This window comes from Gallibacterium melopsittaci, assembly GCF_042433085.1.
Taxonomy (GTDB): domain Bacteria; phylum Pseudomonadota; class Gammaproteobacteria; order Enterobacterales; family Pasteurellaceae; genus Gallibacterium; species Gallibacterium melopsittaci.
Genome location: NZ_JBHLWA010000027.1, coordinates 1 through 15,963, shown reverse-complemented (window position 1 = coordinate 15,963; position 15,963 = coordinate 1). Strand labels below are relative to the sequence as shown.

At 33.5% G+C, this 15,963-nt stretch carries 17 protein-coding genes; all 17 read left to right on the top strand.

Translation table 11 applies throughout. From position 1 onward, the window contains the following. The first annotated feature begins 12 nt into the window (after positions 1 to 12). On the top strand, positions 13 to 855 hold the full coding sequence (locus ACFFHT_RS05835; protein WP_382374354.1) for a phospholipase A: 843 nt from the start codon (positions 13 to 15) through the stop codon (positions 853 to 855). Beyond that, positions 845 to 2,695 carry a DNA helicase RecQ gene (recQ, locus tag ACFFHT_RS05830; protein WP_382374352.1) on the top strand — a complete coding sequence of 617 codons (1,851 nt, stop codon included), beginning with the start codon at positions 845 to 847 and terminating at the stop codon, positions 2,693 to 2,695. The genes ACFFHT_RS05835 and recQ overlap by 11 nt, the downstream gene beginning before the upstream one ends. Before the next feature lie 296 nt (positions 2,696 to 2,991). After that, positions 2,992 to 4,008 (top strand): 4-hydroxythreonine-4-phosphate dehydrogenase PdxA, encoded by a 1,017-nt coding sequence (locus tag ACFFHT_RS05825; RefSeq protein ID WP_382374351.1) that lies wholly within the window; start codon positions 2,992 to 2,994, stop codon positions 4,006 to 4,008. 19 nt (positions 4,009 to 4,027) lie between these two features. Then, the gene (locus ACFFHT_RS05820; protein WP_382374349.1) at positions 4,028 to 5,032 is read left to right on the top strand and encodes a dihydroxyacetone kinase subunit DhaK; all 1,005 of its coding nucleotides are present in this window, start codon (positions 4,028 to 4,030) and stop codon (positions 5,030 to 5,032) included. Position 5,033: 1 nt separating this feature from the next. After that, the gene (gene dhaL / locus ACFFHT_RS05815) at positions 5,034 to 5,660 is read left to right on the top strand and encodes a dihydroxyacetone kinase subunit DhaL (RefSeq protein WP_382374347.1); all 627 of its coding nucleotides are present in this window, start codon (positions 5,034 to 5,036) and stop codon (positions 5,658 to 5,660) included. A 71-nt stretch (positions 5,661 to 5,731) separates the two neighbouring features. Continuing rightward, the gene (locus tag ACFFHT_RS05810; RefSeq protein ID WP_382374345.1) at positions 5,732 to 7,006 is read left to right on the top strand and encodes an MFS transporter; all 1,275 of its coding nucleotides are present in this window, start codon (positions 5,732 to 5,734) and stop codon (positions 7,004 to 7,006) included. Positions 7,007 to 7,028: 22 nt separating this feature from the next. Then, positions 7,029 to 7,949 carry an amidohydrolase family protein gene (locus ACFFHT_RS05805; protein WP_382374343.1) on the top strand — a complete coding sequence of 307 codons (921 nt, stop codon included), beginning with the start codon at positions 7,029 to 7,031 and terminating at the stop codon, positions 7,947 to 7,949. A gap of 23 nt (positions 7,950 to 7,972) precedes the next feature. After that, positions 7,973 to 8,809, top strand: a complete 837-nt coding sequence (locus ACFFHT_RS05800) for a sugar phosphate isomerase/epimerase family protein (RefSeq protein WP_382374342.1) — start codon at positions 7,973 to 7,975, stop codon at positions 8,807 to 8,809. A gap of 15 nt (positions 8,810 to 8,824) precedes the next feature. Then, complete coding sequence (locus ACFFHT_RS05795; protein ID WP_382374340.1) at positions 8,825 to 9,778, top strand: sugar-binding transcriptional regulator; 954 nt, start codon at positions 8,825 to 8,827, stop codon at positions 9,776 to 9,778. A gap of 20 nt (positions 9,779 to 9,798) precedes the next feature. Next, the gene (gene rpiB, locus ACFFHT_RS05790; RefSeq protein WP_382374338.1) at positions 9,799 to 10,251 is read left to right on the top strand and encodes a ribose 5-phosphate isomerase B; all 453 of its coding nucleotides are present in this window, start codon (positions 9,799 to 9,801) and stop codon (positions 10,249 to 10,251) included. A gap of 57 nt (positions 10,252 to 10,308) precedes the next feature. Further along, positions 10,309 to 11,286 (top strand): TRAP transporter substrate-binding protein, encoded by a 978-nt coding sequence (locus ACFFHT_RS05785; protein WP_382374336.1) that lies wholly within the window; start codon positions 10,309 to 10,311, stop codon positions 11,284 to 11,286. A 43-nt stretch (positions 11,287 to 11,329) separates the two neighbouring features. Then, a complete protein-coding gene (locus ACFFHT_RS05780) occupies positions 11,330 to 11,806 on the top strand; it encodes a TRAP transporter small permease (protein WP_382374334.1) in 477 nt (158 codons plus the stop codon). After that, positions 11,806 to 13,098 carry a TRAP transporter large permease gene (locus ACFFHT_RS05775; RefSeq protein WP_382374332.1) on the top strand — a complete coding sequence of 431 codons (1,293 nt, stop codon included), beginning with the start codon at positions 11,806 to 11,808 and terminating at the stop codon, positions 13,096 to 13,098. Before ACFFHT_RS05780 ends, ACFFHT_RS05775 begins: the two co-directional genes overlap by 1 nt. 14 nt (positions 13,099 to 13,112) lie before the next feature. Further along, the gene (locus ACFFHT_RS05770) at positions 13,113 to 13,793 is read left to right on the top strand and encodes a cyclase family protein (RefSeq protein ID WP_382374330.1); all 681 of its coding nucleotides are present in this window, start codon (positions 13,113 to 13,115) and stop codon (positions 13,791 to 13,793) included. 4 nt (positions 13,794 to 13,797) lie between these two features. After that, a complete protein-coding gene (locus tag ACFFHT_RS05765) occupies positions 13,798 to 14,847 on the top strand; it encodes a triose-phosphate isomerase (RefSeq protein WP_382374328.1) in 1,050 nt (349 codons plus the stop codon). A 37-nt stretch (positions 14,848 to 14,884) separates the two neighbouring features. After that, positions 14,885 to 15,838, top strand: a complete 954-nt coding sequence (gene tal, locus ACFFHT_RS05760) for a transaldolase (protein ID WP_382374326.1) — start codon at positions 14,885 to 14,887, stop codon at positions 15,836 to 15,838. Between the two features lie 28 nt (positions 15,839 to 15,866). Then, positions 15,867 to 15,963: thiamine pyrophosphate-binding protein (locus ACFFHT_RS05755; protein ID WP_382374421.1), on the top strand; the 97-nt coding region annotated here is incomplete at its 3' end.

The following is a 15,963-nucleotide window of genomic DNA, read 5'->3' as shown; positions in this document are numbered from 1 at the left end:
GGAATAAGATCGATGCGTTTAACTCATTATTTTTTAGTTTTATCTACGTTAGCTGCTGTGCCTGCGACAATGGCAAGTGTCTTGCCTTACCAGAGTCGGACAGCGTTATTGCTAACCGCGGCACCTGAGAATTTTGTTGGCTTAAGACCTTATGAACAAAACTATTTAATGGAAACTTATTCTAATCGGAATTTTAATTATCCTGAAAATATGAAGCATGATGAAGTGAAGTTTCAAATTAGTGTTGCATTACCTCTTTGGAAAGGTATTTTAGGACAAAATTCGGTATTAGCAGGAGCTTATACGCAACGCTCTTGGTTCCAATTAAGTAATCGTGATCAATCTTCGCCTTTCAGAGAAAGTAATTATCAGCCACAACTATTTGTTGCTTGGGCAACTGACTATCCATTATGGTGGGGTTGGACATTAGCCGATGTTGAAACTGGGGTAGTACATCTTTCTAATGGTCGTAATGATCAATTAGGCAAATCTCGCAGTTGGAATCGAGTTTATTTGCGTGCAAGTTTTACCAAAGATGATTGGTTAGTAGAACTTAAACCTTATTGGCGTATTCCAGAAAAATCTACCAGTGATGATAATCCTGATATTGTTGATTATTATGGTTATGGAGATTTAAGTATCGGTTATCGCTTTGGCGATCATATTGTGAAAACAACAGCTCGTTATAATACTTCAACCAATAAAGGTGGTGTTGAGGTATCTTGGAGCTATCCAATTGCTAAATATGTGCGTTTATATACACAGTATTATCACGGTTATGGTGAATCATTATTAGACTATAATCGTTCTATTGATCGCATTGGGATTGGTATTAGCTTAAACAATGTATTCTAACCATAATGATAAAGCGGAGATCATCGAGAACGACTCTCCGCTTTCTCTCACATATGCCAAAACAATTTTGCAAGATGTATTTGGCTATCAGCAATTCCGCCAAGGTCAACAACAAATTATTGAAGCAACCTTAAAAGGGCAAAGCAGTTTTATTTTAATGGCAACAGGTGGTGGAAAATCACTCTGTTATCAAATTCCTGCATTGTGTTTCTCGGGGTTGACGTTAGTGATTTCACCATTGATTGCGTTAATGCAAGATCAAGTGGATCAGTTGGTTGCAAATGGTGTCGCTGCTGCTTATCTAAATTCTAGCCAAACACTAGAACAACAACGAGCTACAGAACATCAAGCGTTATCAGGACAATTAAAATTACTCTATATTTCACCTGAGAAAGTGATGACAGACGCCTTTTTCTATTTTATCCAACAATGTCAGGTGAGTTTAATTGCAATTGATGAAGCACATTGTATTTCGCAATGGGGGCACGATTTTCGTCCTGAATATGCACGATTAAGTAGCCTTACTCGGGTATTTCCTAATGTGCCAATTATGGCATTAACTGCCACGGCGGATCAGGTAACTCGACAGGATATTTTATCTTTACTCAATTTAGATCAACCATTTATTTATATTGGTAGTTTTGATCGCCCTAATATTCGTTATACCGTGGTAGAAAAATTTAAACCGCAAGAACAATTAGTCCAGTTTGTGTTAGCACAAAAAGGTAAAAGTGGCATTGTGTATGCCAACAGTCGGAATAAAGTGGAGCGATTGGCTGAATTATTACAACGACGAGGAATTGCGGCGAAACCTTATCACGCAGGCTTTAGTAATGAAGTTCGAGAACAAACACAGCATGATTTCCAACGTGATAATATTCAGGTTATTGTGGCAACGATTGCCTTTGGTATGGGGATTAATAAACCGAATATTCGCTTTGTTCTGCATTATGACTTACCTCGTAGCATAGAATCCTATTATCAAGAAACAGGGCGGGCAGGACGAGATGATCTATCTGCGGAAGCGGTATTATTCTATGATCATCAAGATTACTTATGGCTAAATAAATTATTGCAAGAGAAACCCGATTCTTCGCAAAAAATGATTGAGCAGCATAAGTTACAAGCGATGGGGGAATTTGCAGAAGCACAGACTTGTCGCCGTTTGGTCTTGCTCAACTATTTTGCTGAACATCGTCATCAACCTTGTCAAAATTGTGATATTTGTTTAAATCCACCGAAAAAATATGATGGATTGATTGATGCACAAAAAATACTTTCTACGGTGTATCGTACTGGACAGCGTTTTGGTAGCTATTATGTGATTGCGGTATTGCGTGGTGTGAATAATCAAAAAATCCAAGAATTACAACATGATAAATTATCTGTGTTTGGGATTGGCAAAGATCATACACAAGAATATTGGCATAGTGTGATCCGCCAATTAGTTCATCTTGGTTTTTTAACGCAAAATATTACCAATTTTTCTGCATTGCAACTAACGGAAGCAGCCAGACCTATCTTGCGTGGTGAAATTCCATTATCACTAGCCTTGCCTCGACAAAATCTTTCTATGATTAATCACGCTCATCTACAACAAGCTCGCCAAGGCGATCGGGTCTTATTTAATCAATTACGTCAATTACGCAAACAATTATCAGATCGAGATAACATCCCACCTTATGCAGTATTTAATGATGCAACGCTTGAAGAGATGGCTCGTGAAATGCCAACTTCATTATCAGAAATGTTACAAATTAATGGAGTAGGTTTTAAAAAACTAGAGCGTTATGCACAGCCTTTTTTACATATTATTGCTGAGTATCAAAGACGTATTTAGTTTTCTTGTTTAAATGAACATTATTTTTACATTTGTTTTTCATTCTATTTTAGTTCTTATCTTATTCTATACTCCACTTATACTCCATTGGTTATTAATTTTATTTTTTTATTATATATTTGTGTGATATGAATCACAAATTTTATAAAAAAATAGAGTGTTTAATAAATATTGTGAATCTTATCACAAATTATAAAACTTTTTTTTATTAATATAATTTAACAAAAGTTAATACTGTGAACATTTGTTATATCAAAGTTGGATTAAACAACATTAGCACATGTAAGAGGAAAATTATGCAAAAACCAACAATTGCTTTAGTTCTAGGTGATCCTGCAGGTATTGGTCCTGAGTTAGTTGCAAAATTATTAGCTCAAGAAGAACAAAGGCAGAAAGCCAATGTTTTGATTATTGCGGATAAAGATGAATTACATAAAGGGATGAATATTGCGCAGCAACAATTTTCTTATGATGAAATCACAGAAGCTGACTTACCTTCATATTCTTATAAAACAGGGGTACCTGCTTTAATTTCATATAAATGTTCAAACCAACAACCATTTGAATATGGTAAAGCCACAAAACAAAGTGGAATGTATATTTTAGAAACATTGAAAAAAGCTGTTGAATATGCTCAAGCAGGATATGCTCAGTCAATCTGCTTTGCTCCATTAAATAAACAAGCAATGCATTTAGGTGGCTTGCAATATCGTGATGAGTTGCATTGGTTTGCGGAACAAACAGATTTCCATGGTTTTGTATGTGAATTAAATGTTGTTGATGATATTTGGGCAAGTCGAGTTACATCTCATATTCCATTCAAAGATATTGTTTCTAATTTATCTGTTCAAGGTGTTGTTGATTGTATCTGTTTATTAAATCAATCACTTATTCGTGCAGGAGTTACTCATCCAAAAATTGCTGTACAAGCTTTAAATCCTCATGGCGGAGAAGGTGGGGTATTCGGTAACGAAGAAATTACTATCATTAAACCAGCTATTGAACAAGCTCGTCAGAAATATGGAATTGAGTTATATGGCCCTTTCCCAAGTGATACCACTATGCATGAAGTCAAACGTTTAAACATCAATGGTGTGGTATCTATGTATCATGATCAATTTTCTACTGCACTTAAGCTACTTGGCTTTGAACGTGGGGTAACAGTTCAAGGTGGTATTCCTATTCCGATAGCTACTGCTAATCATGGTACAGCATATGATTTACATGGTAAGAATGTTGCTGTTCCAACTGCATTTGAAGCAGCCTTCAATATTGCAGTACGTATGGGTAACGGTGTACTTGAATCAGAATAAGATAATTTGGAGACATATTATGGCTAGAAACCCAAAAAAATTGCTTAATAATCCTACTGAAGTGCCATCAGAGCAGTTAGAAGGATTACTTTATGCTTGTGGCGGTAAATTATTGAAAGTAGAAGGTTATAGTGGAGTATATAGAGAAGATATTCGTAACGATCAGGTTGTAGTTGTTACTGGTGGTGGTAGTGGACATGAACCTATGTTTGCGGGTTATGTGGGACAAGGCTTGGCAGATGCTGCTGCATTAGGAGAAATTTTTGCTTCTCCATCACCTGACATCATTATTGAAACCACAAAAGCCGCAGAAAAAGGTAAAGGCGTGTTGTTCGTCTATGGTAATTATGCTGGCGATAATATGAATTTTGATATTGCAGCAGAACTACTAGAAGAAGATGGTATTCAAGTTAAAACTGTACGTGTAACAGATGATATTTCTGCAGCGCCAATTTCTAAAATGAGTGATAGACGTGGTGTTGCTGGTGATATGTATGTTTTAAAGATTGCAGGTGCAGCAGTTGAATCGGGTTACGATCTTGAACAAGTTTATGAAGCTACTAAAAAGGCTAACTTTAATACTAGAACAATAGGGGTGGCTCTAGGAGCTTGTTCTATTCCCCAAACAGGGAAATTCAACTTTGAATTAGCAGATGATGAATTGGAACTTGGTATGGGAATTCATGGTGAGCCAGGTGTTAGAAGACAAAAAATGACAACTGCTGATGAAATTAATGGTGAAATGGTTGAGCGTTTATGTAATGACATTGAATTATATAGTGGAGACAAAGTGTGTGTGACCATTAATAACCTAGGTGGTTCAACTTATACCGAATTATTAATTGCTTATCGAAAAGTTTATCAAGAATTAACGGCACGAAATATTCAAATTCATGATGTGTTAATTGGTCCTTATTGTACATCTCAAGAAATGGCTGGTTATTCAATAACTATTTTCCGTTTGGATGATGAATTACAAAAATTATATGACATGCCTTGTGATAGTTTTGCTTGGAGAAAATAACATGAATTTAACAGAAACAAGAGAAATGCTTTTATATACAGCTGAAAAAATGGTTAGTAGTGAACCAATGTTGACAGAGTTAGATTTAAAAATTGGTGATGGCGATCATGGATTAGGTATGCAACGTGGTTTTGCAGCCGTTCGTGATTTACTTACAAGTGATGCTTTTTCACCTAAAGATATTGGTGAATTATTTTTAACTGCTGGTACTAAGATGATGTCAAGCATGGGAGGAGCTTCTGGTGCGATATTCGGTACTTTATTTAGAGCTGGTGGAAAGGCGATTGCTGGCCAACAAACCTTTGATAGCACTGTACTTTCACAATTTTTAGTTGCTGGATCTACTGCTGTTTTTGCTAGAGGTGGAGCAAAACCTGGTGATAAAACAATGATTGATGCTCTAGTGGCAGCAGAAAAACAATCAGAAAAAGTGACTAATGAAGATTTAAATAGCGCATTATTAAGTGTGGCAAAAGCAGCTGAGCAGGGGGCTGAAAATACTCGTAATCAAGTTGCTGTTTTTGGACGAGCGAAGAGTTTAGGCGAGCGTTCATTAGGTCATGTTGATCCAGGTGCAGTATCTATGTCTTTAATTCTTAAATATATGTCAGACTTTGTGAATAGATAACATGATTTATTAGTTTGAGTTTTCTTTAAATCTTAATTTTAAATATACCTTGTGTATAAAGGAGAAACGTTATGACAGAACAGAAAACATCAAATGTTCGTTGGATTGTTTTTGGAATAATCTTTTTATTAGTGGTAGTGAATTTGATAGATAGAATCTCATTATCTATCGCAATTCCGACAATTGCAAAAGAATTTGATTTATCTCCGACAATGCAAGGTATTATTTTAAGCAGTTTCTTTTGGGCTTATGCTTTGTTGCAAATTCCTGGAGGTTGGTTAGTTGATAAATATGGTCCACGTAAGATGATTACAGGATCTACTTTATTGTGGGGTATATTCCAAACTCTAGCGGCATTTTCTACAGGTGGGATTTCATTATTATTTTCGCGTTTTATGCTGGGAGCAGGTGAAGCCCCGTTATTTCCAGCAGGGGGTAAGTTGAATGCAACATGGCTATCATCCAAGGAACGTGGTCGTGGTGCAGTTATTATGGATTGTGGAGGTCCTTTAGGAGCTGCTTTAGGTGGAATTATTATTGCATATATGATTGCAATTTTAGGTTCTTGGCGGCTTGTATTCGGCATTATTGGTGTACTTACTGTTTTGCTTGGAATTGTGACTTGGAAGTATTTACGAGATAACCCACAAGAACATAAAAGTGTTAATGAAAAAGAATTAAATATCATCCTTGAAGAGAAAAATAATGAGCGATTAACAGCTAATTCAGCTGATGAAACTACTTCTGTTGGTTTAGGTGTAACTATACGTTCTCTTATTGCTATTTTATTTGGTCGTGCTGCGTGGGCAATGATGTTTTTTGGATTGCTAACATGGGGACCTAGCTATTTGGCACAAGCTAGAGGATTTGACATTAAAGGTGTAGGAAATGCAACATTCATTATTTTTCTTTGCGGATCTATTGGCTCACTTTGTGGTGGCTTTTTCTCAGATTCCCTTATTAAACGAGGTATCCCGCAACGTTTAGCAGTGAAGGGAGTATTAATGGTTTCAGGTCTTAGTACTTTAATTGCCTTCTCTTGTTTACCTAGTATGAATGATCCTGTAGTTGCAATTATCACATTATCTATTGCTGCATTTTTCTTAATGTGGGGAAGTCTGTATTGGAGTTTTCCAGCACTATTGGCCCCAAAAAATAAAGTAGGGCTTATAGGTGGCATTATGAATATGGCTGGAAGTATTGGTGGTATTACAGTTCCTATTTTAGTTGGCTATATCTTACAAATGTCTAATGATTACAATAATGTTTTACTCTTCTTTGCTGGATGCTCTGTTATCTATATTTTAGGTACGTTGAGCATTCAACTAAGTAGAAATAATAAATAATGAATAAAAGGAGACTATAACTATGGAAACTAAATTATATGATGGCCCGATGATCGATGCGCATCAACATTTTTGGCAACCCCAAATTAACCCACATCCTTGGTTAGCACCAGGGGTATTAATTCCGTTTAGATATGGTGATTATACAGCAATTAAGAAAGAGTACTTGCCGCCAGATTATTTAAAAGACGCTACATCTAAACATAATGTTGTCGCAACAGTATATATAGATGCAGAATGGGATCCAAAAGATCCAATAGGAGAAACAAAATATATTCATACTGTAGCAGATAAATTCAATATGCCTAATGCGGTAGTTGCTCAAGCATGGTTACATCATGAAGATATATCAGAAGTATTGGCAAGGCAATCTGCTTTTCCGTTAGTAAGAAGTGTACGACATAAGCCTGCTGGAGCAGTAACCCCAGAGGAGGAAAAAAATGGAATACGCACTTTGATGAGTGATGATAAATGGCGCCAAGGATATTCATTATTATCGAAATTTAATTTGAATTTTGATTTGCAAACACCTTGGTGGAATTTACATGAAGCTAAACAATTAGCAGAAGATTTTCCAGAAACATTAATTATTCTGAATCATACAGGGTTGCCATCAGATCGTTCACAAGAAGGTTTAAATGCTTGGCATAAATCAATGGAACAATTATCAGATGTACCAAATGTTGTTGTGAAAATTTCAGGAATTGGATTACCTGATAAAAAATGGAGTATTGATGATAATAAATGGATTATTCAAGAAACAGTAAAAATTTTTGGTGTAGAACGTTGTATGTTTGCAAGTAATTTCCCAGTGGATAGTTTATGCGGAAGTCTTGACACAATATTCACAGGATTTAAAGAAGCTGTGAAACATTATAATTATGAAGATCAGTATAAATTATTCTTTTCGAATGCTAAGAAATTTTATCGAATTTTGATCTAAATATATAAAGTGGTGAGGTAAATATGAACAATCATTTTAAATTAGCTGTTAATACTTCTATTTATGATGGGTATGATTTAGGTACGGTATTTTCTTCTATCAAAAAATGCGGGTTTAATTATTTTGAATTGGCTTATAATCAAGGTTATGTCGGTAATTTAAATCAAGATTTATTTAGTAAAGAACATGCTGACTATATTAATCAACTTAAGAATAAATATAAGTTAGATACATTTGCTTTGGGTTGTACAATGGATCTGTCAACAGATAATTTATATGATATTTTCTCTCCTCGCCTCATATTTGCTAATTTAATTGGTGCAAAATATATTAATGTTTGTACAACTAAATTGGAAAATAAATCTAAATTAATCAGTAATTTAAAATCGTTAAAGCCATTGTTAGAGGATAATGATTGTGTTTTATGTTTGGAAAATGGTGGTGATTATAATTTTAATGCTTTTATTGATTTTAATGATGGTTTTGAAATATTGAAAGAATTAGATAGTGAAGTTTATTCTATAAATTTCGATCCGGGAAATATGGTAACTTATAATCAAAATTTAGATGTTATAGAACAATCTTTACTAGCAATAAAATATTGTCAACATTTTCATATTAAAGATGTCATTGTCGAAGATGAAAAATTTAAATTCTTACCTATAGGAAAAGGAATAATTAATTATAAAGAGATTATTCGACAGTTAGGAGAAAATAGTATTCCTTGTAGTTTAGAAATACCACTAAGAATATATAGAGAACTAGACTCAACGCCAAAAAGATTACCTAATAAAGTAGATCTTGATGTAATTGAAAAAACTCTAATTGAGTCTAAGCAATATATTAATAGTATTGTCTAGAGATAAGGTCACAAAATGGATTTAAAAGAAATTGATTTATTAACAGAAATTGCAATTGCATATTATGAGCATGAATTAACTCAAGAAGAAATTGCAAAGAAATTTAACATTTCAAGAATAAAAGTTGGACGTTTATTAAAAAAAGCAAGAGAGGAAGGAGTGGTCGAGATTAATGTCAAATACCATCCAATTTTTACCTCTCAACTAGAAAAAAGATTAATTGATGAATTTGGTATTCATAGAGCGTTAATTGCTATAGATGCACAGAATGAAAATGAACAAAGACGACAGGTAGCTGCTTTAGTGAGTTCATATTTATCACATACTTTAAAAGATGGTATGACTATCGCTGTAGGTCAAGGCCGTAATGTAGCGTCGGTTGGAGAGCATGTAGGTATTTTCCCAGCAAAATCTTGCAAGTTTATTTGTGGTATTGGTGGAGTTCAGCGAAATGGTGAACCTGTAGATGCGGATCATACGTGCAGAAATTTAGCTAGAAATTTTAGTGGCATAAATGAGACTTTATATGCACCAGCATATCTTGAGAATAAAGAGTTTAGAGATGTATTTATGAAAAATGGTGTGATTAAGGAGACTCTTGATAGGGCTAGAAAAGCTGATATTGCATTAGTTGGTATTGGTGATATGAATGAAAACAGTTACATGGTGCAATTAGGTTGGTTTACGCCACAAGAAGTAACAGAAGCAAAAATGAATTTAGGGGTGATTGGAGATATTGCTGGTTATGGCTTTTTTAACTTACAAGGCGAACCAGTAGAAACAGTGATGAGTAATAGAGTAATTGGATTAAGCCTAGAAGATTTAAGAGCAATACCTTGTGTTATTGGTATTGCATCTGAAAGTAGTAAAGCAATGGCTATATTAGGTGCATTGAGAACAGGCATTATTAATATCATTGCAACGACTGCGAACAATGTAAATACCATTCTAAATTTAACGAAAGTGTAATTATTTTAGGAGAATTTCATATGAAAATTGCGATTGGCTGTGATGAGGCAGCATATAACTTAAAAGTTGAATTGATGAAATACCTAGATACGTTAGGTATTGAATATGATGATTTTGGCGCTAAAGAAGGAGATGTTGTTTTATATCCTGATGTGGCAGAAGCTGTAGCTTTAGCAGTTGCTGAAGGAAAATATGAGCGTGCTATTTTGACCTGTGGTACAGGTATTGGTATGTGTATCACAGCAAACAAAATACCTGGTATAAGAGCTGCTGTATGTCATGATGTTTTTTCAGCAGAAAGAGCTAGAAAGAGTAACAATGCACAAATTATTTGTTTTGGGGAACGGGTAATTGGTGTTGAGTTGGCTAAATCACTATTAAAAACGTGGTTAGACTGTGACTTTGCTGGAGGTGGTTCTACACCTAAAGTTGCTAAGATCAATGAAATTGATCAGAAATATCATAGATGCTGATATTTCATAGAAAATACATAAATGTTCATTTAATAACACATAGATGAGGGTGTACTTATGAAAAAACTTAATTTTGTTTCAGCAACAGTATTGTCAGTAATTTGTTCTTCAGGTGTTTTTGCTGCAGGAACATATGAATTAGCGTTAAGTCACTATGGTTCGCCAACTGATACAGTGACTAAAGCAACAGAATTCATGGCGAAAAGAGTTAATGAATTATCTAAAGGACGAATCACTATTAAGTTACATCCAAATAGTGAGTTAGGCGCCTCAGGTACTCAGATTGATGGAACCAGAATGGGGACAATTGATATTGTTGTAGTAGGAAACCCTTATTACACAACTTTTAATGAACAACTTAATTTATTAGATTTACCATTTCTCTTTAGAGATGAAGCACATGTAGAAAAAGTTATAAATAGTGAAGTTGGTGAAAAACTTTTGGCATCTCTCGAACAATATGGATTAAAAGGATTGGCTTTTTATGAAATTGGCTTTAGAGATATTACTAATAATAAAAGGCAAGTTAAATCAGTAAAAGATCTATCACATCTCAAATTAAGAACAACTCCAAATCCAGCTCATATTGCTGCATTTAAGGAGTGGGGAGCAAATCCAACACCGATGCCATTTAATGAAGTGTATTTTTCATTAAAAACTGGAGTAATCGATGGTCAAGAAAACCCAATTCACCATATTTACAATAATAATCTTCAAGAAGTACAAAAATATTTATCTCTAACTCATCATGCTTACACTGCCGCACCAATGGCGATGAATCTAGATCGTTTTAATTCATTAGATAAAGAGGATCAAGAAATATTGTTAAAAGCAGCAAAAGAAGGGGCTGATTTAGAAAAACAATTAAATGTTGAAGAGAATAAAGTTTATCTTGAAAAATTAAAACAACAAGGTATGGAAGTTGAAGAATCTCCTGATGTAGCTTCTTTCCAAGCAGGTGCTAAGAAAGCATGGGATGACTATGCTAAGAAATTTGGTGATCAAGACATTAAGAAAATTTCTGAAACTAAATAATATGTAATTTTGATCTTTATCTATATAAGGAGGAAGAGACATTATGATTGAGAAATATGAAAATTTTATTAATAAGACATTTTTATCTTTAGGATGTCTCTTTTTTCTTATTCTTGTTGTAATGACTTTTATTCAAGTAATTACTAGATATGTTATTAATATTTCATTCCCTTGGGCAGAAGAGTTTTTAAGATTCTGTTATACCTATATGATTTTGTTTGGAATATTAACAACAACACAAATACAAGTACCTCTATTAAGAATAGTTATATTTGAGAAATTTAAATATGGATGGTTATTATCATCGGTATTATATATTGTGATGTTGATTTCATTAGTCTTATTAATTAAAGGTGGAATTAAATTATATGGTATGAATCTGAATAGTTATTATTCTGCATTTAAAATTTCAATTTCTTGGGTCTATGTTCCATTTATTCTATGTTTATCTCTTGAAATTATCAGAATTATTATTGCTTTTATATCATTAGCAAAAACTAAAGTAGTGGGGGAATTATAATGTCATTTATTGTTTTATTGGGAGTTATGTTTATTTTAACTGTCCTTGGATTACCATTATTTTATAGTATTATTTTTTCCTCGATTGTTACATTATTTTTATATTTACCTTATGTACCAGTAACTATTGTTGCTCAACAAGTGATGCAAGGAATTGATACCAATGCTTTACAAGCGTTAGCTTTCTTTTTCTTAGCTGGCGAGTTGATGAGCGTTGGTGGAATTACAACACGTATTATTCGTTTTGTGACATCATTTATTGGACGGTGGAAAGGTTCATTAGCGTATATTAATATTTTTTCTAGTTTATTTTTTGGATCTATTAGTGGGTCAGCGGTTGCCTCAACAGCTGCAATTGGTAGTTCATTAATTCCTGAGATGAAAAAGAATAATTATCCAGCGCCTTTTGCTGCTGCTTTAACACAATCAGCATCAATCATTGGACCAATTATTCCACCAAGTGTACCGATGATCGTATTTGCTGCATTAGCTGGTGCAGGTGTCTCTGTTGGAAAAATGTTTTTATCTGGAGTTATACCAGGATTATTAATTGCGCTTACACTGCTCCTAGTTACTTTTGTGATTTCTAAAGCTAAAGGATTTGGCAATCAAGCAACATCTTTTAGTTGGAAGGAAGTTAAGGAGAGTTCAAAAGATGCTATTTGGGCTTTATTTTGTCCAATTATCATTTTATATGGAATTATTTCTGGTATCTTTACTGCGACTGAAGCTGGTGCCGTATCTGTAGTGTACGCTTATTTAGTTGGAACATTTATTTATAAAGAATTAAGTATAGAAAGACTCAAGAAAGCGTTGATTTCATCTTTAAAAGGTACAATAACTGTAATGTTAATTGTTGGTGCGTCATCAATCTTTGCTTGGGTTATTGCAAGACTACAAATTAGCCATCAAGTTGCGAGTTATGTGTCAGAAATTTGTTCATCTCCTTTATCTGCATTAATTTTAATCAATGTAATTGTTCTCTTTATTGGAATGATTATGGATCCTACGGCGGCATTAACAATATTAGTTCCAGTGTTTATGCCAATTATTAACCAATTTGGTATTTCACCTATCCATTTTGGTTTAGTAATTATTTTAAATTTAATGATAGGGTTAATAACCCCTCCAGTCGGTTATTTAATATATTTATCTGCAAATATTGCTGAGTGTGAACCGATAAAAGTCTTGAAGAGTAGTGTTCCATATTTATTATCCTTATTAGGGTTATTAGTAATTTTAATATTGGTACCAGAGTTCAGTACTTATTTACCAAATGTATTCTTTGAATAAATGGGAGATTCATTATGGAAAAAGATTGGGTTGACTTATCTATGCCTATCTCAAATAAACATGTGCGTTGGAAAACAGTTATTGAGAAAAAAGGTAATTTTGATAGTGGAGATCTGTTTGAAGCTACACAAATACAAGTATCTTGTCATGCGTTTACCCATATGGATGCATTAAGTCATATTAGTAAGGGTGGATATAATATATTGGATATTAATCCAAACACTTATATTGGTGAATTTTATATTTTAGATCTTGCAAAATATATTATGGAAAACTTTGCGATTACGGCGGAATTATTAAAAAGTATTTGGCCAAAAAGTAATCCAGATAAAGTTATTTTTAAAACACATTGGGATACTTTTTATAGTTATAACTCAAAAGAGTTTTGGACTAAATCACCTTATTTAACAGAAGATGCTGTAATATTTATGAAAAATAAAAATATTACTATTGTAGCATTTGATTTTCCTCAGGATTATCCAATTAGATTTTGGGTAGAAAATAAGATTGATAAACCATTAGAAAAACATACAACGCATTATCATTTATTATCTAAAGGAGTAACTCTAGTAGAGTATATTTGTAATACAAAAAGTATTACTAGTAATAAAGTATATGCTGTAATGGTACCAATAGCTATTGAAAATGCTGATGGTTCTCCTTGTAGGGTATTAGTAAAAAATATTAAGGAATAAATAAATGAAAAGTAAAATTTATTTTGGTACTAATCTTAAAATGTATAAAGGGAACAAAGATGTTATTCATTATTTGTCAAAATTAGGGGATTTATATCAAAAGGATGTTAAGTCTAATAGTACAGAATTATTCGTAATACCATCATATACAACATTAAGTGATGCGACTAGATTAGTAAAAGATGAGTTAAATAATTCGATTGTTATTGGTGCACAGAATATGTGTCATGCTGATTCTGGACAGTTTACTGGAGAAATATCGCCATTAATGCTAAAGGAGCTAGACGTTCAATTAGTAATGATAGGGCATTCTGAACGACGTCATATTTTTAGAGAAACGGATGAAGAAGAAAATAAAAAAGTGCTTTCAGCATTAAAGCATAAATTTATTACTTTGTTGTGTATTGGTGAAACATTAGAACAAAAAGAATTTGGTATTTCTGATGAAGTGTTAATGTCACAACTTAAGATCGGTTTAAATGGGGTCACTAAAGAACAAATATCACTTGTTAGAGTAGCTTATGAACCTGTTTGGGCTATTGGCGAACATGGTATTCCTGCTTCTGCAGAATATGCAGAAGAAAAACATGCTGTTATTAAGCAATGTCTGTATGAAATGTTTGGTAAAGAAGGATTAGATATTCCTGTACTATATGGTGGAAGTGTTAATCCCGATAATGCGAATAAATTGATTAATAAAAAACATATTGATGGATTATTTGTTGGTAGAAGTGCTTGGAATGCGGAAAATTTTGTTGATTTAATAAAAGGTGCATTAAAGTCGTTAACTAATAATAAAGATGACAATAATGAATTTTATGAAATTGCTACTAAATTAATTGAATATTTAGGTGGCAAGAAAAATATTATTGCTTTAACACATTGTGCAACAAGAATCAGAGTTGTATTAAATAATCCAGAAAATATAGATAAAAATAAAATAGAAAAATTAGAATTAGTAAAAGGTTTATTCTCTATTACTAATCAATATCAAATTATTTTTGGGAAGGATATTGTTGATATTGTATATCAGAAAATGCAAGAACAACTTTGATAAAGAATTTTATAATCAATATTCAGGAGAAATAGAAATGGTAAATCAATTAGATGTATTAAGAAAATTAACTGTGGTTGTAGCAGATACTGGTGATATCGAAGCAATCAAAAACTACCAACCAGAAGATGCCACAACTAATCCATCACTTGTATTAAGCGCTTCTCAATTACCACAATATGCTTCATTAATTGATGAAGCGGTGGCTTATGCGAAAAGTAAAAGTGCAGATAAAGCTCAACAACTGATTGATGCAGAAGATAAATTAGCAGTAAATATTGGCTTAGAAATTTTGAAAATTGTCCCAGGACGTATTTCAACTGAAGTAGATGCACGTCTTTCTTATGATACACAAGCAACAGTAGAAAAAGCACGTAAGCTTATTTCGCTTTATAACGAAGCAGGTATCAGTAATGATCGTATTTTGATTAAAATTGCGTCAACATGGCAAGGTATTCGTGCAGCGGAGATTCTGGAAAAAGAAGGAATTAACTGTAACTTAACGTTGTTATTCTCTGAAGCACAAGCGCGGGCATGTGCGGAAGCTGGTGTGTACTTAATTTCGCCATTTGTTGGTCGTATTTTAGACTGGTATAAAGCGAATAGGGATAAAAAAGAGTTTGCACCAAGTGAAGATCCAGGCGTAATTTCTGTGACGAAAATCTATAACTATTACAAACAATATGGTTATAAAACAGTAGTGATGGGAGCGAGCTTCCGTAATATTGGAGAAATTACTGAATTAGCAGGTTGTGACCGTTTAACTATTTCTCCTGCATTATTAAAAGAATTACAAGAGAGTCATGAAGAATTACCACGTAAACTTGATTATCAAGGTGAAGTGTTACCTCGCCCAGCAGCAATGACAGAAGCGGAATTCTATTGGCAACATAATATGGATGCAATGGCCGTGGAAAAATTAGCTGAAGGTATCCGTAAATTTGCTGCAGATATTGAGAAATTAGAAGCAATGCTTCTCGTAAAACTTTAATTTTAACAAAGAATATAGGGGTGAATTTATGCCTACAAGAAGAGAACGTGCGAATGCGATCCGCTTTTTAAGTATGGATGCAGTACAAAAAGCAAAATCAGGACATCCAGGTGCCCCAATGGGAA

Bases quoted from the DNA above. Each gene is read 5' to 3' on its own strand.
- ACFFHT_RS05775 (WP_382374332.1), top strand. From the start codon at position 11,806: ATGTCATTTATTGTTTTATTGGGAGTTATGTTTATTTTAACTGTCCTT.
- ACFFHT_RS05765 (WP_382374328.1), top strand. From the start codon at position 13,798: ATGAAAAGTAAAATTTATTTTGGTACTAATCTTAAAATGTATAAAGGG.
- ACFFHT_RS05785 (WP_382374336.1), top strand. From the start codon at position 10,309: ATGAAAAAACTTAATTTTGTTTCAGCAACAGTATTGTCAGTAATTTGT.
- ACFFHT_RS05835 (WP_382374354.1), top strand. From the start codon at position 13: ATGCGTTTAACTCATTATTTTTTAGTTTTATCTACGTTAGCTGCTGTG.
- ACFFHT_RS05810 (WP_382374345.1), top strand. From the start codon at position 5,732: ATGACAGAACAGAAAACATCAAATGTTCGTTGGATTGTTTTTGGAATA.
- tal (WP_382374326.1), top strand. From the start codon at position 14,885: ATGGTAAATCAATTAGATGTATTAAGAAAATTAACTGTGGTTGTAGCA.
- ACFFHT_RS05800 (WP_382374342.1), top strand. From the start codon at position 7,973: ATGAACAATCATTTTAAATTAGCTGTTAATACTTCTATTTATGATGGG.
- ACFFHT_RS05770 (WP_382374330.1), top strand. From the start codon at position 13,113: ATGGAAAAAGATTGGGTTGACTTATCTATGCCTATCTCAAATAAACAT.
- ACFFHT_RS05820 (WP_382374349.1), top strand. From the start codon at position 4,028: ATGGCTAGAAACCCAAAAAAATTGCTTAATAATCCTACTGAAGTGCCA.
- ACFFHT_RS05795 (WP_382374340.1), top strand. From the start codon at position 8,825: ATGGATTTAAAAGAAATTGATTTATTAACAGAAATTGCAATTGCATAT.
- rpiB (WP_382374338.1), top strand. From the start codon at position 9,799: ATGAAAATTGCGATTGGCTGTGATGAGGCAGCATATAACTTAAAAGTT.
- ACFFHT_RS05805 (WP_382374343.1), top strand. From the start codon at position 7,029: ATGGAAACTAAATTATATGATGGCCCGATGATCGATGCGCATCAACAT.
- ACFFHT_RS05825 (WP_382374351.1), top strand. From the start codon at position 2,992: ATGCAAAAACCAACAATTGCTTTAGTTCTAGGTGATCCTGCAGGTATT.
- ACFFHT_RS05780 (WP_382374334.1), top strand. From the start codon at position 11,330: ATGATTGAGAAATATGAAAATTTTATTAATAAGACATTTTTATCTTTA.
- dhaL (WP_382374347.1), top strand. From the start codon at position 5,034: ATGAATTTAACAGAAACAAGAGAAATGCTTTTATATACAGCTGAAAAA.
- recQ (WP_382374352.1), top strand. From the start codon at position 845: ATGTATTCTAACCATAATGATAAAGCGGAGATCATCGAGAACGACTCT.